Raw genomic sequence first — 19,103 nt, 5'->3', positions numbered from 1 at the left:
TGGATTACTTACCGGACTTGATCTTGGTCCAGGAACGGGTCATGAGGCGCAGGATCTTCGGCGGCAGCTCGTGCTGCACGAAGAGCTTGTCGAGCACTTCCTGAGGCGGGTAGACCTCGGGATTGTCGCGCACGGACTCATCCATGAATTCGCCAGCCTTGGGGTTCGGGTTGGCGTAACCGACGTAATCGCTGACCTTGGCGATCACCTCGGGCTTGAGCAGGTAGTTGATGAAGGCGTGGGCCTCTTTCGGGTTCGACGCATCCTTCGGGATGGCGAGGATGTCGAACCACAGGTTGGCGCCTTCCTTCGGAATCGCATAGGCGATGTTCACACCCTTGCCGGCTTCCTTGGCGCGGTTGGCGGCCTGGAACACGTCGCCGGAGAACCCGGCGGCGACGCAGATGTTGCCGTTGGCCAGGTCCGAGATGTACTTGGAGGAATGGAAGTAGGTGACGTAGGGGCGAACCGCCATCAGCTTGGCCTCGGCCTTCTCGTAGTCGGCCGGGTTGGTGCTGTTGGGGTCCAGGCCCAGGTATTTGAGCACGGCCGGCATCATTTCGTCGCCCGAATCGAGGAAGGCGACGCCGCACTGGCTGAGCTTCTTCATGTTCTCGGGCTCGAAGAGCACGGCCCAGGAGTCGATCTTGTCGACGCCGAGCACGGCCTTGACCTTGTCGACGTTGTAGCCGATGCCGTTGGTGCCCCACAGGTAGGGCACGCCGTAGAGGTTGCCCGGGTCGTTGGCCTCGAGTTGTTTCATCAGGTGCGGGTCGAGGTTCTTCCAGTTCGGCAGTTGGCTCTTGTCCAGCTTCTGGAAGGCGCCGGCCTTGATCTGGCGGCCGAGGAAGTGGTTGGACGGCACCACGATGTCGTAGCCGGTGCGGCCGGCCAGCAGCTTGCCCTCGAGGGTTTCGTTGGAGTCGAAGACGTCGTACACCGGCTTGATGCCGGTTTCCTTCTCGAAATCGGCCAGAGTGGTCTCGCCGATGTAGTCGCTCCAGTTGTACACGTGGACGGTCGGCTCGGCCTGCGCAACGGCGGCGCCCAGGCCCAGGGTCGAGATGGCGGCGATCAGGGTTTTGCGGAAGGGAATGCGCACACGTCGGTCCTCTCTGTTGTCATGAAGCTTCTTTGTGTTGGCGTTTACAGCTTGTCCGGGCCTTCCGTGGCGCGCGCGAGCGCTTCTGCAGCCCTAGCTGCAACCAACGGCCATCCCACTGCAGATGATCCGTGCCTGCAGAGCGATGGCGGGCCTGCGACCGCGCCGCCACCACCCTGCGCCCTGCCCGGCCGTTCGGGACGAACGACCGGGCCGGGGCGTCACTTGCCGGACTTGATGGTGGTCCAGCTGCGGGTCATCAGGCGCTGGGTCTTCGCCGGCAGGTCCGGGAAGGCGTACAGCTTCTTCATGACCGCGTCGCTCGGGTAGATGCCCGGGTCGTTACGGATTTCCTCGTTCACCAGCGGAGTGGCCGCGGAGTTGGCGTTGGGGTAGGAAACGGTATCGGAAATCTCGGCGATCACCTTCGGCTCGAGCAGGAAGTTGATCCACTTCAGGGCGCCTTCGGGGTTCTCGGCGTCCTTCGGAATGGCCACGGTGTCGAAGAAGGCGCCGGCGCCTTCCTTCGGAATGTGGTAGGCCACCTTCACGTTGTTCTTGGCTTCCACGGCGCGGGACTTGGCCTGGTAGATGTCGCCCGAGTAGCCGATGGCGACGCAGATGTTGCCGTTGGCCAGGTCCGAGATGTACTTGGAGGAGTGGAAGTAGGTGATGTACGGACGGATCTTCAGGAACAGCTCTTCGGCAGCCTTGATTTCCTTGGGATCCTGGCTGTCCGGCTTGTAGCCCAGGTAGTGCAGGGCCGCCGGCAGCATCTCGGTGGGCGAGTCGAGGAAGCTCACGCCGCACTGTTTCAGCTTCTGGATGTTCTCGGGCTTGAATACCAGGTCCCAGGAATCCACCGGGGCGCCGTCGCCCAGGGCGGCCTTGACCTTGTCCGGGTTGTAGCCGATGCCGATGGTGCCCCACATGTAGGGGATGGCGAACTTGTTGCCCGGGTCGCTGACCTCGAGGGTCTTCATGATGTCCGGGTTCAGGTTCTTCCAGTTCGGCAGCTTGTCGCGGGCCAGCGGCTGGTAGACGCCGGCCTTGATCTGCTTGGCGAGGAAGGAGTTCGAGGGAACCACCACGTCGTAGCCCGACTTGCCGGCCAGCAGCTTGGCCTCCAGCACTTCGTTGCTGTCGTAGACGTCGTAGACGACCTTGATGCCGGTGGCCTTGGTGAACTCGTCGACCGTGTTCGGGGCGATGTAGTCGGACCAGTTGTAAACGTGCAGTACCTTGTCATCGGCCTGTGCCATACCGGCCACAGCGCCCGCCAGAGTCACGGCGAGCAGGGTCTTGCCGAAGGTTTTGAACATGCGGGTAGCTCCAATTGTTTTTGATGTTCCGGGTGGCGTCGGCGGCTTTCCGCCTTCACCACCCGGTGAGCCTGGCCAACGCACAGGCGCAGTCTGTCAAAGGTCCGGTGAAAGACTCAAGACAGCGCTACGGCGGCGGTTTGATCGAGGCACTTGCGCGCCAGGGTGATCAACTCGTCGATCTCCGGCTTGGTGATGACCAGCGGCGGCGAAATAATCATAGTGTCTCCCACCGCGCGCATGATCAGGCCGTTGCGGAAGCAGTGCTCGCGGCACAGCATCCCCACGCCGTTCTCGAAGCGCTCGCGGGTCTTCTTGTTCTTCACCAGCTCCAGCGCGCCGACCATGCCGACGCCGCGGGCCTCGCCCACCAGCGGGTGGTCGGCCAGTTCCTGCCAGCGCTTTTGCAAGTAAGGTGCCGTTTCCGCCTTCACGGTCTCGACGATCTTCTCCTCGCGCAGGATGCGGATGTTCTCCAGGGCCACCGCCGCGGCCACCGGGTGACCAGAGTAAGTGAAGCCGTGGTAGAACTCGCCACCCTCATTCAGGGTATCGACGATCTCGTCGCGGACGATTACGCCGCCCATGGGGATGTAGCCGGAAGTCAGGCCCTTGGCGATCGGCATCAGGTCCGGGGCGTTGCCGTAGTACTGGCTGCCGAACCATTCGCCGGTACGGCCGAAGCCGCAGATGACTTCGTCGGCGATGAACAGGATTTCGTACTTGGCGAGGATCTCGCGGATCTTCGGCCAGTAGGTGTCCGGCGGAACGATCACGCCGCCGGCGCCCTGGATCGGCTCGGCGATGAAGGCGGCGACGTTCTCCTCGCCGACTTCGAGAATCTTCTTCTCCAGCTGCTCGGCGGCCCAGACGCCGAACTCTTCCGCCGACATGTCGCCGCCCTCGCCGTACCAGTAGGGCTGGGCGATGTGCACGATGCCCGGGATCGGCAGGTCGCCCTGGCTGTGCAGGGCCTTCATGCCGCCGAGGCTGACGCCGGCGACGGTGGAGCCGTGGTAGCCGTTCCAGCGGCCGATGACCACCTTCTTCTGCGGCTTGCCCTTGATGCTCCAGTAGTGGCGGACCATGCGCAGCACGGTGTCGTTGGACTCCGAGCCGGAGCCGGTGAAGAACACGTGGTTCATGCCTTCGGGGGCGATGTCGGCGATGGCCTTGGCCAGCTCCAGCGCTGGCGGGTGCGCGGTCTGGAAGAACAGGTTGTAGTAGGGCAGCTCGAGCATCTGCTTGTAGGCGACCTCGGCAAGCTCCTTGCGACCATAGCCGACGTTCATGCACCACAGGCCGGCCATGCCATCGAGGATCTTGTTGCCCTCGCTGTCCCACAGGTACACGCCTTCGGCCTTGGTGATGATGCGCGCACCCTTCTCGTTCAGTTGCTTGTAGTCGGTGAACGGAGCCAGGTGGTGTTCGCGGCTGAGCGCCTGCCAGTGTTGGGTCTGGGCGCTGGTCTGTTTCGTCATTTTGGTAAAACCTCTCTGTAATGAACACGGGGCCCGGCCGGCAGGGCCGGGCCCCACGCCGATCAGACGGACAGCAGGAGGAACTCCCGCTCCCAGGAACTGATCACCCGCTTGAAGTTCTCGTGCTCGGCGCGTTTCACCGCGACGTAGCCGCGGATGAACTTGCTGCCCAGGTACTGTTCAAGGGTCTTGCTGCCTTCCATGGTTTCCAGTGCCGCCTCGATGGTCAGCGGCAGGCGCAGGTTACGTCGTTCGTAGCCGCGGCCCTTGACCTGGGCACTGGGTTTGATGCCTTCGACCATGCCGATGTAGCCGCACAGCAGGCTGGCGGCCAGGGCCAGGTAGGGGTTGGCGTCGGCGCCGGCCAGGCGGTTTTCCACGCGGCGGTTCTCCGGGTTGGAGTCCGGCACGCGCAGGCCCACGGTGCGGTTCTCCTCGCCCCACTCGACGTTCACCGGCGCCGAGGTGTCGGGCAGGAAGCGGCGGAACGAGTTGACGTTCGGGGCGAACAGCGGCAGGGCCTCGGGGATGAAGCGCTGCAGGCCGCCGACGTGGTGCAGGAACAGCTCGCTCATGGTGCCGTCGGCATTGGAGAAGATGTTCTTGCCGGTCTTGATGTCGACGATGCTCTGGTGCAGGTGCATGGCGCTGCCCGGCTCGCCGGTCATCGGCTTGGCCATGAAGGTCGCGGCCACGTTGTGCTTGAGCGCGGCCTCGCGCATGGTGCGCTTGAACACCAGGATCTGGTCGGCCAGGTCCAGGGCGTCGCCGTGACGGAAGTTGATTTCCATCTGCGCGGTGCCTTCCTCGTGGATCAGCGTGTCCAGGTCCAGGCCCTGGGCCTCGCACCAGTCGTACATGTCCTCGAACAGCGGGTCGAACTCGTTCGCCGCGTCGATGGAGAAGGACTGGCGGCCGGTCTCCTGGCGCCCGGAACGGCCTACGGGGGCCTGCAGCGGGTAGTCGGGGTCGTCGCTGCGCTTGGTCAGGTAGAACTCCATCTCCGGCGCCACGATCGGCTTCCAGCCCTTGTCGGCGTAGAGCTTGAGCACGCGCTTCAAGATGTTGCGCGGCGACAGCTCGATGGGGTTGCCGAGCTTGTCGTAGGTGTCGTGGATGACCATCGCGGTGGGCTCGATGGCCCAGGGGACGAGGAACACGGCATTCTCGTCCGGGCGGCAGACCATATCGATGTCGGCCGGGTCCAGCAGGTCGTAGTAGATGTCGTCCTCGACGTAATCACCGGTCACGGTCTGCAGGAGCACGGACTCCGGCAGGCGCATGCCCTTCTCGTTGAGGAACTTGTTGGTCGGCGCGATCTTGCCCCGGGCAATCCCGGTCAGGTCGGCGATCATGCATTCCACTTCGGTGATCTTGCGTTCCTTCAGCCAGCCGGTCAGCTGGTCTAGCTTGGTAGTCATAAAGACCTCAGGGTTTTGAGAGCCCGGCCCCAACCGCCGGACTCAACGTTGCCCCGCCCTCTTGCCGCAGGCTTTGCCGAATGCCTGGAAGATGGCGAGATAGTTGGGATTGGATCGGACCTGCCACTCCGGGTGCCACTGCACACCGAGGGCGAAGGCCCTGGCGCCTTCTACGGAGAAGGCCTCGACCAACCCGTCAGGCGCCAGTGCTTCTACGCGAAGGCCCGGCGCCAGACGTGCAACGCCTTGGCCATGAATGGAATTGACCTGGATCTGCGCCGGCAAGCCGATGCCGGCGAGAATGCCGCCCGGCTGCACGTCGACGACGTGGCGCGGGGCGTACTGCACCTCGACCGGCTGGTTGGCCGGCTCGCGGTGGTCCATGAAGCCTGGAGTTTCGTGCACCTTCTGGTGCAGCGTGCCGCCTAGAGCCACGTTGATCTCCTGGAACCCGCGGCAGATGCCGAGCAACGGCACGCCGGCGGCGATCGCAGCGCGAATGAGCGGCAGTGTAGTAGCGTCACGGGCGATGTCATGCAAAGTGCCTGCATCGCTCTCGGGACCACTATAATGATGGGGCTCGACGTTCGACGGTGATCCGGTGAACAGCAGCCCATCGAGGCTGGAGAGCAAGGTGTCCTGGTCAAGCGATTCGCCCAGGGCTGGAATGATCAGCGGTAGACCATTGGCCCCGGCCACCACGGCACTGACGTATTTGTCACCGACGGTATGGCTGGGTTTATGACCGACTTGCCTGACGCAGGCGGTCACGCCGATTAACGGCAGGCGAGACATGGGACACCCGTGCTTGTAAGTGTTATGGGTTGCGACCGAGCTTAGCGCTGTTCATTTTTTTACACAATAGTCCTGTAAAAAATTGCACACGCCTCTCTGAACATCCCATGGCAGCACGCTTTCACGGCCCCTGAGACAAGCCGAAATGCCCCAGGAATGGCCACCTTGCACCATCAGCGGGCAGGAAGTGGCGCTATTGACATCAACAGGCCTTTCGGATTGACTCACAGCCTAGCCCCCGCATGATTGATATTTTTAACAATAAAGGTGTTGCACCATGTCGGTACCCCCGAGTGCCGTTCCGCTCTCAGAAGCGACCGAGTTCCTGAAGGAACACCCCGAGGTCCAGTTCGTCGACCTCCTTATTGCAGATATGAATGGCGTGGTTCGCGGCAAGCGCATCGAGCGCAGCAACCTGCCGAAAGTCTACGAGAAAGGCATCAACCTCCCCGCCTCGCTGTTCGCCCTCGACATCACCGGCTCCACCGTTGAAAGCACCGGCCTGGGCCTGGATATCGGCGACGCCGACCGTGTCTGCTATCCCATCCCCAACACCATAGCCATGGAACCCTGGCAGAAGCGTCCGACCGCGCAACTGCTGATGACCATGCATGAAATGGAAGGCGAGCCGTTCTTCGCCGACCCTCGCGAGGTACTGCGCCAGGTCGTCCAGAAGTTCACCGACATGGGCCTGTCCATCGTCGCGGCCTTCGAGCTGGAGTTCTACCTGATCGACCAGGAGAACGTGAACGGCCGTCCGCAGCCGCCGCGCTCGCCGATCTCCGGCAAGCGTCCGCAATCGGTGCAGGTCTACTCCATCGACGACCTCGACGAGTACGCCGACTGCCTGCAGGACATCATCGACGGCGCCCGCGCCCAGGGCATCCCGGCCGACGCCATCGTCAAGGAGAGCGCCCCGGCGCAGTTCGAGGTCAACCTCCACCACGTCAACGACGCGCTCAAGGCCTGCGACTACGCGGTGCTGCTCAAGCGCCTGATCAAGAACGTGGCATACGACCATGAAATGGACTCGACCTTCATGGCCAAGCCCTACCCGGGCCAGGCCGGCAACGGTTTGCACGTCCACGTGTCGCTGCTGGACAAGGATGGCAAGAACATCTTCGCCAGCGAGGATCCCGAGCAGAACGCCGCGTTGCGTCACGCGATCGGCGGTGTGCTCGAGACCCTGCCCGCCTCCATGGCCTTCCTCTGCCCGAACGTCAACTCCTACCGCCGCTTCGGCTCGGCCTTCTTCGTGCCGAACGCGCCGAGCTGGGGCCTGGACAACCGCACCGTGGCGCTGCGCGTGCCCACCGGCGCGCCGGAAGCGGTGCGCCTGGAACACCGCGTGGCCGGTGCCGACGCCAACCCCTACCTGCTGCTGGCCGCGGTCCTCGCCGGCGTCCACCACGGCCTGGTCAACAAGGTCGAGCCGGGCGCGCCGATCGAAGGCAACGCCTACGATCAGCTGGAGCAGAGCCTGCCGAACAACCTGCGCGATGCCCTGCGCGAGCTGGACGACAGCGACGTGATGAACAAGTACATCAGCCCCGAGTACATCGACATCTTCGTCGCGTGCAAGGAACACGAGATGCAGGAGTTCGAGTATTCGATCTCCGACCTCGAGTACAACTGGTACCTGCACACCGTATAAGCAACACCCCAGGCGACGCCGGCCCCGCGCCGGCGTTCGTCTGGCCGCCTTGCCCGCCGGGCGGGCGCCCCGCCGCACCCTGCTCTGCCGCACCACGCTGCAACCAAGCCCCGGGATGGCCGCCGGCCGTCCATGCTGTGCCTTGACATAGGGAGAATGCCAATGCCACGCCTGCTCGCCCCGCTGTTGCTGCTGCTCTGCCCGCTGTTCGTCCAGGCCGAGGACGTCATCCGCGTCTACAACTGGAACGACTACATCGCCCCGGAAGCGCTCAAGGACTTCGAGAAGGCCAGCGGCGTCCGCGTCGAATACCACACCTACAGCACCGCCGAAGAACTCAAGCAGGCGCTGCGCTCCGGCGAGAAGATCGACGTCGCCGTCCCCTCCCACAACGACCTGCCGCAGCTGATCAAGGACAAGCTGATCCAGCCGCTGGACTTCACCCGCCTGCCCAACCGCAGCCACCTCGACCCGCAACTGATGAGCAAGCTGGCCGCCGTCGACCCCGACAACCGCCACGCCGTGCCCTACCTGTGGGGCGCCGTGGGCCTGGCGGTGAACCAGCCGCAGGCCGAGAAGGCCCTGGGCGGGCCGGTGCCGGACAGCTGGAGCCTGCTGTTCGACCCGCAATACAGCGCGCGCCTGAAGAGCTGCGGGCTGAGCCTGCTGGACGCGCCCGACGAGACCTTCTCGGTGCTGATGAACTACCAGGGGCGCAACTTCGCCCGCAGCGCGCCCACGCAGATCCGCCGCGCCGGCCAGGTGCTCGAGGCGCTGCGCCCGAACCTGCGCTACATCGACAGCGAGCGCTACATCCAGGACCTCAACGACGGCAAGCTGTGCGTAGCCATGGCCTGGGTCGGCGACGCCCTGCACGCGGCCCGCGCCGGGCAGCCGGTGCACTTCGTGGTGCCGCAGGAAGGCTCGGTGCTGTTCATCGACAACTTGGTGGTGCCCAGCAGCGCCCAGCACCCGGACCTGGCCCTGCGCTTCATCGACTTCATGCTGCAACCGAAGGTCGCCGCCCAGGTCACCGCCGCCACCCTCTACCCGAACGCCAACGTCGACGCCGCGGCCTTCCTCGACGCCGAGCTGCGCCAGCAGCCGGGCCTGTACCCGGACCAGGAGACCAAGCGCCGCCTGTTCGCCCTGGAAACCGCCCCGGACAAGACCGCGCCGGTGTTCAAGGAAACCTGGGACAAGCTGCTGGCCGACCACTGACGGCCAGCGGCGCGCGCCAGGGGCCGCGAACTTGCTCCGGACGCATGAGCTGGCGTCCAATAGCCCGCTCATGCCCGGAGAACCCCATGCCCGCCCCCACCAGCTCCCGCAAGCCCCGCGCCAGCAGCCAGGCGCGCATCGCCAGCATCCTCGACGCCGCCCGCGCGCTGCTCGCCGAAGACGGCACCGCCGGCCTGTCGATCTACGCCGTGGCGGAGCGGGCGGACATACCGCCGTCCTCGGTCTACCACTTCTTCCCCAGCGTGCCGGCGCTGCTGCAGGCGCTGACCGGCGAAGTCCACGCCGCCTTCCGCGCCTGCCTGGCGGCGCCGGTGGACCACGATGCCCTGCGCGACTGGCGCGACCTCTCGCGGCTGGTGGAGGAACGCATGCTCGCCGTCTACGCCGGCGACGCCGCGGCGCGCCAGCTGATCCTCGCCAGCCACGGCCTGGCCGAGGTGACCCTCGCCGACCGCCAGCACGACATGGAGCTGGGCCGCTCCATGCAGGCCCTGTTCGACCACCACTTCCACCTGCCCGAACTGCCCCGGGACATCGAAGTGTTCAGCCTGGCCATGGAACTGGGCGACCGCGTCTACGCCCTTTCGGTGCAACGCCACGGGCGCATAGAACCGCGCCTGGCCGAGGAAGGGATGCGGGTGTTCGATGCCTATCTGTCGCTGTATCTGCCGCCCTTCCTACCTAAACGGCAGCTATAGGAAAACGGCAGCTGTAAGCGGCAAGCCTCAAGCTGCAAGCAAGAGCCGCTTTCGCTTGCGGCTTGAAGCTTATCGCCCACAGCTTTAAGTCCGATATTTATCTGTCTTTTTATCGGATTCGATGCCGCGATAGAGAAATACCGCTTCAAAAGTCGATTTTTATCGGATATAAATCGCCCCAGCGCCGCGAAAGACGTCGACCTCACGCCTTCTCGCAGCACCCCACGGCCGCCACCCAACCCGGAAGGCCGATAAGTATCCGAATAAAAAGGTGTTCCATGACTCGTACCGTCACCGTCGCCGCCACCCAGATGGCGTGCTCCTGGGATGTCCAGGCCAACATCGCCAATGCCGAGAAGCTGGTGCGCCAGGCGGCCGCCCAGGGCGCGCAGATCATCCTGATCCAGGAACTGTTCGAGACCCCCTACTTCTGCCAGAAGCCCAACGCCGACTACACCCAGCTGGCCACCCCGGTGGAAGAGAACCCGGCGATCCTGCACTTCCGGAAGGTCGCCGCCGAGCTGAAAGTCGTGCTGCCGATCAGCTTCTTCGAACGCGCCGGCCGCGCGCGCTTCAACAGCATCGCCATCATCGATGCCGACGGCAGCAACCTGGGCGTCTACCGCAAGAGCCACATCCCCGACGGCCCCGGCTACCACGAGAAGTACTACTTCAACCCCGGCGACACCGGCTTCAAGGTCTGGGACACCGCCTACGCGCGCATCGGCGTCGGCATCTGCTGGGACCAGTGGTTCCCCGAGTGCGCCCGCAGCATGGCGCTGATGGGCGCCGAGGTGCTGTTCTACCCGACCGCCATCGGCAGCGAGCCGCACGACGCCAGCATCACCTCCCGCGACCACTGGCAGCGCGTGCAGCAGGGCCATGCCGGCGCCAACCTGATGCCGCTGGTGGCCTCCAACCGCATCGGCAAGGAAGAGCAGGACGGCTACGACATCACCTTCTACGGCTCCTCCTTCATCGCCGATCAATTCGGCAAGAAGGTCCAGGAACTGAACGAGACCGAGGAAGGCATCCTGCTGCACAGTTTCGATCTGGACGCGCTGGAGAAGATCCGCACCGCCTGGGGTGTGTTCCGCGACCGCCGTCCGAACCTATACTGGCCGATCGCGACCCTCGACGGAGAGAACCTCTCCGAATGATCTCGCGCGGCGGGAGGCGGTCCCTTCCGCCGCTTCGTCCGTAGCTGCCCGCATCTGGTGACCCCATGACCACTCTGACCAGTACCCCCCGCGCCGATGGCTTCCGCATGCCGGCGGAATGGGAACCCCACACCCAGACCTGGATGGTCTGGCCCGAGCGCCCGGACAACTGGCGCCTGGGCGGCAAGCCGGCGCAGGCCGCCTTCAGCGCCGTGGCCGAGGCCATCGCGCGCTTCGAGCCGGTCACCGTCTGCGTTTCCGCCGCGCAGTTCGAGAACGCCCGCGCGCGCCTGAGCGACGCCGTCCGGGTGATCGAGATCAGCAACGACGACGCCTGGGTGCGCGACACCGGGCCGACCTTCGTGGTCGACGACCAGGGCGGCGTGCGCGGCGTGGACTGGACCTTCAACGCCTGGGGCGGCCTCGACGGCGGCCTGTACTTCCCCTGGCTGCGCGACGATCAGGTGGCGGCGAAGATCCTCCAGGTCGAGCGCTGCGATCGCTACCGCACCGAAGGCTTCGTGCTCGAGGGCGGCTCCATCCACGTGGATGGCGAAGGCACCCTGATCACCACCGAGGAATGCCTGCTCAACCGCAACCGCAACCCGCACCTGTCCCGCGAGGAGATCGAGCAGGTCCTGCGCGAGCACCTGGCGGTGGACAGCGTGATCTGGCTGCCGGACGGCCTGTACAACGACGAGACCAACGGCCACGTCGACAACTTCTGCTGCTACGTGCGCCCCGGCGAAGTGCTGCTGGCCTGGACCGACGACGCCAACGACCCCAACTACCCCCGCTGCCAGGCCGCCATGCGCGTACTGGAACAGGTGCGCGACGCCAAGGGCCGCCAGCTGGTGGTGCACAAGATGCCGATCCCCGGCCCGCTGCACGCCACCGAGGAAGAATGCGCCGGCGTCGACCTGGTGGAAGGCAGCCAGGAGCGCGACCCGTCGATCCGCCTGGCCGGCTCCTACGTGAACTTCCTGATCGTCAACGGCGGCATCGTCGCGCCGAGCTTCGACGACCCGAAGGACGCCGAGGCCAAGGCCATCCTCCAGCGCGTGTTCCCCGAGCACGAAGTGGTGATGGTGCCGGGCCGGGAAATCCTCCTGGGCGGCGGCAACATCCACTGCATCACCCAGCAGCAACCGGCGCCGCAGAAGCGCTGAGACGGTAGCTGCCAACGAAAAGGCCGTCTGCCCGAGAGGGGAGACGGCCTTTTTCGTCACGGCGTGCATCGCCATGCCCTGTGCCGGCCGGATCGCGGACAAGGTCCGCTCCTACGGTTCCAGGGAGCACGGCTTTTCGTAGGATGGCGTTGAGCGAAGCGATACCCATCGTCATGCCCGACCGGGCGCCGGTGTTCCGGCCGGCGGCGTATAACCGCGAACGGTTATACGCCCTACGCCCCCACGCCATTCCCATGTAGGAGCGCGCCCTGCGCGCGAAATCGCGGGCAGGGCCCGCTCCTACAGGTCCCCCCTCCGGCGCGCTCCTACGGAAAGCCCCGGGCCTAGAACAGCGGCAGGGTGTAGCTGACGATCAGGCGGTTCTCGTCCTGGTCGCGCTGGGCCGGGGTGGCGCCCTGGGCCGGCAGGCCGCTGCGCAGCGAGGCGTTCTTCCAGGTGAAGCCCAGGCCCTTGAAGGTGCCGTCCGGGATCACGTAGGCCAGGCTGATGTCGCGCTCCCACTCGCTCTGGTCGCCGCGGGCGGTGTCGATGTTGTCGCCGCGCAGGTACAGGGCCTGGAAGGTCAGGCCCGGCAGGCCGGCCTGGGCGAAGTCGTAGCCGTAGCGGGCCTGCCAGGTACGCTCACCGGCGCGCAGGAACTTGCCGATCTGCACGTCGGTGATCAGGTAGGCGGTGGCGCCGTCGCCGTTGTTGATGAACGGGAAGTCGCTGTCGCCGCTGAGCTGCTGGTAGCCGACGCCGAAGCTGTGGCCGCTGACGATGTAGGTGAACAGGCCGCTGTAGGCCTTGTTGTCGACCTCGCCTTTGGTCACGCCGTTGCCGTAGTAGCCGGAGGTGTAGTAGCGCGAGTCGTGGCTGTTCTTGCCGTCGTCGCTGCTGTTGAAGTAGCGCAGGTCGGTCTTCAGCACGCCCGGGCCGATCGCCCAGTTGTGCTGCAGGCCGAGGAAGTGCTGTTTGTAGAAGTCCTGCAGGTTGCCGTAGTAGTACTGCAGCGTCAGGTCCTTGGTCAGCTTGTAGTCGACGCCGCCGTAGTAGAACTTGTTGACGAACTCGCCGGTGCGCGCATTGTTGGCGCCGGCGATGGACAGGCCCTCGTTGTTGCTCGAACTGCGGCCCTTGGTGTGTTCCAGCTGGCCGCCGATCAGGGTCAGGTCCTTGAACTCGTTGGAGGTGATCTGGCCGCCCTCGAAGGTCTGCGGCAGCAGGCGGCCGTCGTTGTAGGTCACCACCGGCAGCTTGGGCAGCAGGGTGCCGTAGCGCAGTTCGGTGGAGGAAACCTTCACCTTGGCGGTCGCCCCCAGGTGCGAGAAGTCGTCCACCGCGCGGCCATCGCCATCGGTGGGGAACACGGTGCCCGAGAAGCTGGAGCTGGTCGGGTTGTAGTGGGTGCCCTTGCCGCTGTCCAGGCGCACGCCCAGCAGGCCCAGGGCATCGACGCCGAAGCCGACGGTGCCTTCGGTGAAGCCGGAGGTGTAGTTCAGCAGGAAGCCCTGGCCCCACTCCTCCTGCTTGCTCGGCTCGGCGGTGCCGTTGCGGTTGTCGCTGTTGATGTAGAAGTTGCGCAGGGTCAGGCTGGCCTTGCTGTCCTCGATGAAGCCGCCGGCGCTGGCCAGCGGAACATAGGCGCCAAGGGCAGCGGCCGCCACGGCCAACGCCAGGGTGGATTGCGTGATGTTACGACTCTTCATTGGTAATCCCCATTTATTGATCTTGTGTGAAGTCGGCAAAGCGCCAGGCGCCGCGCGGCGCGAATCCCACCGGACAGCCGCGCGGCCGGGCACGGCCCGGGCCTGCAGGCGAACGGCGGTCGTCAGATCGGTCGCCCCTGGGCGGGGTCTCTACGTGGGCAGGCAGGCAGGAAGGAACTTGCGGAAAGGCATGGCAGCGTCATGGTGAATGCTCGTGTCTTGTTCTTGTGGGCGAAGCCTGAGGCTTCACCCCGACATGGCAATCCGCGGGCCAATCGGCCCGGCACACCCCGACACGTGGATTGGCGCGGGTTGGCGTCCCGTAGCCTGGTCCTTCGCTGCGCGCTGGTCAGCGGAAATCCGCCACCTTTCCCGGCCTGGCTGGCGGTTTGTCGCCATGCTCGCCGGACTTCATTGCCTGGACCCTGCGGCCACGCTGGGGGCAACGATAAGCAATCGGAAATAAATCCAAAAAGAATTAATTATTAAAATGTAATTCCTTATTGGAATAAATAATGCGCCCGTATCCCTTGCCGGTCCATTTCCCGGAAGAGGTACGCGCAGGGCGCAAGAGAGGCAGTGGGCCGGGGAGCCGATCAGGCCTGTTCGATACGGTCCTTGCCGTTGCGCTTGGCCTGGTAGAGCGCGGCGTCGGCCCGGCCGTAGAGCGCCGAGAGGTTTTCGTCGTGGGGCTGCAGCAGGGTCAGGCCCTGGCTGACGCTGATACCGAAGGTCTGCTCGTCTTCCTTGAAGCGCAGCCGCTGCACCTCGCGCTGCAGGCGCTCGCCGATCTGCCGGGCGGTCACCTGGTCGCAACCGGGCAGCAGCACGGCGAACTCCTCGCCGCCGATGCGGCCGAACAGGTCGCCGCGGCGCAGCGCCCCGGAGGCGCACTGGGCCACGCGCTGCAGCACGCGGTCGCCGACCTGGTGGCCGTAGCGGTCGTTGACCTTCTTGAAGTCGTCCACGTCCAGCAGCAGGAAGGCCAGGGCCGTGCCGGCCTGCTTGGATTCGTTGAAGGCCTGCTCGGCATTGTCGAAGAAGTAACGGCGGTTGCTGCTCTGCGTCAGCACGTCGGTGGTGGCCAGGCGCTGCAGCTCGCTCTCCAGGTGTTTCTTGTCGGTGATGTCCTCGGCGATGCCGACCACCATCAGCGGCAGGCCCGCCTCGCTGTGCTGGCTGATGAAGCACTTGTCGCTGAGCCAGCGCACCTCGCCGTCGGCGCGCAGGATGCGGTACTCGCGCTGCTCCACGGCGCCGCGCTCGAGCACCTGCAGCAGGCTGCTGGCGGCGTAGTCGAGGTCGTCGGGGTAGATGGCGTTGAGCCATTCGTTGTAGTCGGCCAGCAGCAGGGCCGCCGAGCGGCCGAAGATGTGCTCGTAGGCGGGGCTGACGTAGACCATGCGCTGGGCCTGCCAGTCGAAGGCCCAGAGCACCGCGTTGACGCTGGCCAGCAGGGCGCTGAAGAGTTGCTCGCGTTCTTTCAGGCGCTCCACCTCGGCGCGGCTGTGCAGCAATGCCAGCAGCGCTTCGTCGAGATCCTGCGGCGCCCTGTACCTATCGTCCATGTCTCAGCTTCCCACAACTAATCGAGAGGTCTATGACCGCAAAATTAGCTAAGCGCTCGACAAAAAAAGAAAAAGCCCGCCGAACGGCGGGCTTTTTGTGATGCACATCTCAGTTATCAGGCCAACTCAGACAGCCGGGCGCAGCGAGTAGGTCTTCAGCTGTTCGGCGAAGTCGCGCAGCGACTGGATGCCGCTGGCCTCGGCCTCCTGCACCCACTGCTTGATGGCGGCCAGCATGTCGTGGCCGTTGGCGCTGGTCTTCTGCCAGATCTGCTGCAGCGCCAGGCGCTTCTCGTAGATCACCTGCAACGCCTGGCTGTGCTGCAGCAGGCGCTCGATGCGCGCGTGATGGCGTTCCTCCAGCAGGCTGGTCTCGCGCGAGAGCAGGCGCTTGCCGCGGCGGAACAGGTGGCGCACCGAGGCATCGGCCTTGGCCAGCTCCTGCTTGACCAGCGGGCCGATCACCAGCTTGCGGTACTGGGCCATGATCTGGAAGCGGTTGTTGAGGATAGCCATGGCGGTGTCCATGTCCAGGCTGCCCTTGCCTTCCACCCGGTGGGCGATCGGCGCGACCCGCGCCACCTTGGCCAGGCGCAGGAAGCAGAACAGCTTGATCCAGGCCCAGCCCAGGTCGAACTCCCACTTCTTCACCGACAGCTTGGCCGAGTTCGGGTAGGTGTGGTGGTTGTTGTGCAGCTCCTCGCCGCCAATGACGATGCCCCAGGGCACCAGGTTGGTGGCGGCGTCGCGGCACTCGAAGTTGCGGTAGCCCACGGCGTGGCCCAGGCCGTTGATGACGCCGGCCGCCCAGAACGGGATCCAGGCCATCTGCACGGCCCACACGGTCAGGCCGAGGGCACCGAACAGGGCCACGTCGATCAGCACCATCAGGGCGATGCCGCCCAGCGGGAAGCGGCCGTAGAGGTTGCGCTCCAGCCAGTCGTCCGGGCAGTTCTTGCCGTAGATGCGCAGGGTGTCGGCGTTCTTCGCTTCCTCGCGGTAGAGCTCGGCGCCCTTGCGCAGCACGGTACCCAGGCCCTTGTACACCGGGCTATGCGGGTCGTCTGCGGTCTCGCATTTGGCGTGGTGCTTGCGATGGATGGCGGTCCACTCGCGGGTGTTCATCCCGGTGGTCATCCACAGCCAGAAACGGAAGAAGTGTTGCAGCGCCGGATGCAGCTCGAGGGCGCGGTGGGCGGAATAGCGGTGAAGGTAGACCGTCACGCTGACGATGGTGATGTGGGTGAGCACCAGCGTGACCACGATCAGTTGCCACAGCGGCAGGTCAAGGAAACCGTTGTACCACATGAATGATAATGAACCTCGGAAATGGTCGGCAGCCCAGGCAAGGGCCAGCTCGCATTATCACCAAGCGCGGCGGGAAAACCATCCGGTCTTTTTGATATGAACCGGGGCCAATGGCCATCCACTATACTGCGCAGCCAATAACTCGCTCCCCTCGCGATAATGAATCCACGCCCGAGTGCCCTCCGCATCTGCCTGCTGTACCTGTTGTTCGCCTGCCTGTGGGGGTTGACCAGCGACCAGCTGTTGCGCCTGGCGGTGGGCGATGGCGACCTGCTGCCCTGGCTGGTGGCGAAAAAGTATCTTTTCTTTGCCATCAGCGCCGGCGTGCTGTTCCTGCTGCTGGCCCGGCAGTTCAGGTGGATGCGGCGCACCTTCGCCGCCCGCGAGCGCAGCGAACGGCGCTTCGAGCGGGCCCTGGACGCCCTGGACGACGGCCTCTGGGAATGGGATATCGAGCGCCACCGGGTGTTCTACTCGCCCGGCTACGCGCGGCTGCTCGGCCTGAGCGAGGAAGCGCTGGGCGACAGCTTCGCCACCTGGGAACAGCGGCTGCACCCGGACGACCGCGACAGCGTGCTGGCCCAGCACCGCGACCTGCTGCAGCGGCGCAGCCAGCGCCTGGAATGCACCTACCGCCTGCGCCACGCCGACGGCAACTACCGCTGGGTGCATGCCCGCGCGCGCCTGAGCGGCGGCCACGACGGCGAGCCGCTGCGCATGACCGGCGTCAGCCGCGACGTCACCGAGCAGCGCAAGGCCAACGACCACCTGCGCCAGGCCGCGGCAGTGTTCGAGGCGACCCAGGAAGGCCTGCTGGTGACCGACGACAAGGGCATGATCCTGCACGTCAACCCGTCGTTCCAGCGCATCACCGGCTACAGCGCCGACGAAGTGGTGGGGCGCAACCCCTCGATGCTCAAGTCCGGGCGCCAGGACGACGCCTTCTACCAGCGCATGTGGCAGGCCCTGAACGCCGAAGGCCTGTGGTGCGGGGAAATCTGGAACCGGCGCAAGAGCGGCGAGGTGTACCCGCAGTGGCAGCACATCTGCGCCGTGCACGACGAGCAGGGGCGCCTGACGCACTACGTCGCGGTGTTCTCCGACCTCAGCAGCATCAAGCGCTCGCAGCACGAGCTGGACTTCCTCGCCCACCATGACCCGCTCACCGGGCTGCCCAACCGCCTGCTGCTGCGCGAGCGCATCGAGCAGGCCCTGGCCCGCGCCGAGCGCGAACAGGGCAGCGGCGCCCTGCTGCTGCTCGACCTGGACCACTTCAAGCACGTCAACGACAGCCTCGGCCACAGCGCCGGCGACCAACTGGTCAAGACGGTGGCCGAGCGCCTGCGCGGCTGCCTCGACGAGCACGCCTCCCTGGCGCGCCTGGGCGGCGACGAGTTCGCCGTGGTCCTGGAGAGCCAGCAGCCGCACCATGCCAGCAGCCTCGCCCAGCGCCTGCTGGAGGCCATGCACGCGCCCTTCGAGGTGCAGGGCCAGCCGATCTACATCTCCGCCAGCATGGGCGTCAGCCTGTTCCCCGACGATGCCCGCGACGTCGACCACCTGCTGCGCCACGCCGATGCCGCGCTGTTCCAGGCCAAGGCCAGCGGGCGCAACCTGTACGCCTTCTACACCCCGGAGCTGACCGCCCGCGCGCGTTCCCACGTGCAGGTGGAAGCCGCCCTGCGCCAGGCGCTGGAGCACGACGAGCTGCGCGTGTACTACCAGCCGGTGCACGACCTGGCCAGCGGCCAGGTGGTCGGGGTGGAGTCGCTGGTGCGCTGGCAGCACCCGCAGCGCGGCCTGGTGCCGCCCTGCGAATTCATCCCGGTGGCCGAGGAATGCGGGCTGATCGCCGCCATCGACGCCTGGGTGCTGGACCAGGCCTGCCGACAGATGCGCCAGTGGCTGGACGACGGCGTGGCGCTGGATTTCGTCGCGGTGAACCTGTCCAGCCGCCTGTTCGGCCGCGACGGCCTGGAACAGCGCGTGGCCCGCGCCCTGCAGGAAAGCGGCCTGCAGCCGCGGCACCTGGAGCTGGAAGTGACCGAGAGCGCCATCATGCAGAACATCGACCAGTCGGTGGCCCTGCTGCAGCGCCTGCGGGCGCTGGGCGTGCAACTGGCGATCGACGACTTCGGCACCGGCTATTCCTCGCTGATGCGCCTGAAGCGCATGCCGGTGCAGAAGCTGAAGATCGACCAGGGCTTCGTCGCCGGCCTGCCCGGCGACGCCGAGGACGCCGCCATCGCCCGCGCCATCATCGCCCTGGCCCGCAGCATGGGCCTGAGCGTGGTGGCCGAGGGCATCGAGCGCCCGGACCAGGCGGCCTTCCTCCTCGACCATGCCTGCGACTTCGGCCAGGGCTACTGGTACGGCCGCCCGCAGCCCGCCGACGAGCTGCCCTGGGCCCGGGCGGTGGCGACCGAATCGAATTAAAACCTGGTGGAATATAAAAATTCTTAAATAGTATTTTT

General features: G+C 65.5%; 14 protein-coding genes. 6 read left to right on the top strand and 8 right to left on the bottom strand.

Going from position 1 to position 19,103, the window contains the following annotated elements; genetic code table 11:
• Positions 1-4: 4 nt before the first annotated feature.
• The 5 genes from FG99_RS06320 to FG99_RS06300 form a co-directional block, all read right to left on the bottom strand.
• Positions 5-1,078, bottom strand: a complete 1,074-nt coding sequence (locus FG99_RS06320) for a polyamine ABC transporter substrate-binding protein (RefSeq protein WP_178132450.1) — start codon at positions 1,076-1,078, stop codon at positions 5-7.
• 245 nt (positions 1,079-1,323) lie between these two features.
• Positions 1,324-2,424: a polyamine ABC transporter substrate-binding protein gene (locus FG99_RS06315; RefSeq protein ID WP_043268221.1), complete on the bottom strand. Its 1,101-nt coding sequence runs from the start codon at positions 2,422-2,424 to the stop codon at positions 1,324-1,326.
• Positions 2,425-2,540: 116 nt separating this feature from the next.
• The gene (locus FG99_RS06310; protein WP_009613995.1) at positions 2,541-3,905 is read right to left on the bottom strand and encodes an aspartate aminotransferase family protein; all 1,365 of its coding nucleotides are present in this window, start codon (positions 3,903-3,905) and stop codon (positions 2,541-2,543) included.
• A gap of 62 nt (positions 3,906-3,967) precedes the next feature.
• On the bottom strand, positions 3,968-5,326 hold the full coding sequence (locus tag FG99_RS06305) for a glutamine synthetase family protein (RefSeq protein ID WP_009613996.1): 1,359 nt from the start codon (positions 5,324-5,326) through the stop codon (positions 3,968-3,970).
• A 42-nt stretch (positions 5,327-5,368) separates the two neighbouring features.
• Positions 5,369-6,121 (bottom strand): gamma-glutamyl-gamma-aminobutyrate hydrolase family protein, encoded by a 753-nt coding sequence (locus FG99_RS06300; protein WP_043268218.1) that lies wholly within the window; start codon positions 6,119-6,121, stop codon positions 5,369-5,371.
• A gap of 277 nt (positions 6,122-6,398) precedes the next feature.
• Between FG99_RS06300 and FG99_RS06295 the strand changes: the two genes are divergently transcribed.
• The 5 genes from FG99_RS06295 (at position 6,399) to aguA (ending at position 12,044) form a co-directional block, all read left to right on the top strand.
• Positions 6,399-7,775, top strand: coding sequence for a glutamine synthetase family protein (locus FG99_RS06295; protein WP_009613998.1), 1,377 nt, complete (start codon positions 6,399-6,401; stop codon positions 7,773-7,775).
• Positions 7,776-7,937: 162 nt separating this feature from the next.
• Positions 7,938-8,996 (top strand): polyamine ABC transporter substrate-binding protein, encoded by a 1,059-nt coding sequence (locus tag FG99_RS06290; protein ID WP_043268217.1) that lies wholly within the window; start codon positions 7,938-7,940, stop codon positions 8,994-8,996.
• An 86-nt stretch (positions 8,997-9,082) separates the two neighbouring features.
• Positions 9,083-9,715 carry a TetR/AcrR family transcriptional regulator gene (locus tag FG99_RS06285; RefSeq protein WP_009614000.1) on the top strand — a complete coding sequence of 211 codons (633 nt, stop codon included), beginning with the start codon at positions 9,083-9,085 and terminating at the stop codon, positions 9,713-9,715.
• A gap of 278 nt (positions 9,716-9,993) precedes the next feature.
• Positions 9,994-10,875 (top strand): N-carbamoylputrescine amidase, encoded by an 882-nt coding sequence (gene aguB, locus FG99_RS06280; protein WP_043268215.1) that lies wholly within the window; start codon positions 9,994-9,996, stop codon positions 10,873-10,875.
• Positions 10,876-10,940: 65 nt separating this feature from the next.
• On the top strand, positions 10,941-12,044 hold the full coding sequence (aguA, locus tag FG99_RS06275) for an agmatine deiminase (protein ID WP_043268214.1): 1,104 nt from the start codon (positions 10,941-10,943) through the stop codon (positions 12,042-12,044).
• Positions 12,045-12,388: 344 nt separating this feature from the next.
• Here the strand turns inward: aguA and FG99_RS06270 are convergent, their stop codons facing one another.
• The 3 genes from FG99_RS06270 to desA all read right to left on the bottom strand — a co-directional run bounded on the left by FG99_RS06270 (position 12,389) and on the right by desA (position 16,629).
• Positions 12,389-13,753 carry an OprD family porin gene (locus FG99_RS06270; protein ID WP_043268212.1) on the bottom strand — a complete coding sequence of 455 codons (1,365 nt, stop codon included), beginning with the start codon at positions 13,751-13,753 and terminating at the stop codon, positions 12,389-12,391.
• Between the two features lie 596 nt (positions 13,754-14,349).
• Complete coding sequence (locus FG99_RS06265; protein WP_043268210.1) at positions 14,350-15,321, bottom strand: GGDEF domain-containing protein; 972 nt, start codon at positions 15,319-15,321, stop codon at positions 14,350-14,352.
• Between the two features lie 126 nt (positions 15,322-15,447).
• Complete coding sequence (desA, locus tag FG99_RS06260; RefSeq protein ID WP_009614012.1) at positions 15,448-16,629, bottom strand: delta-9 fatty acid desaturase DesA; 1,182 nt, start codon at positions 16,627-16,629, stop codon at positions 15,448-15,450.
• A gap of 159 nt (positions 16,630-16,788) precedes the next feature.
• On the opposite strand from desA, the gene FG99_RS06255 reads away from it, so the two are divergent.
• Entirely contained in the window at positions 16,789-19,065 is a 2,277-nt protein-coding gene (locus FG99_RS06255) for a putative bifunctional diguanylate cyclase/phosphodiesterase (RefSeq protein WP_043268208.1), read from the top strand.
• Positions 19,066-19,103: the final 38 nt, after the last annotated feature.

It is taken from the genome of Pseudomonas sp. AAC (genome assembly GCF_000725445.1).
GTDB classification, from domain to species: domain Bacteria; phylum Pseudomonadota; class Gammaproteobacteria; order Pseudomonadales; family Pseudomonadaceae; genus Pseudomonas; species Pseudomonas citronellolis.
Note: the sequence above shows the minus strand (reverse complement) of the source record. Positions and strands in the feature narration are given on the sequence as shown.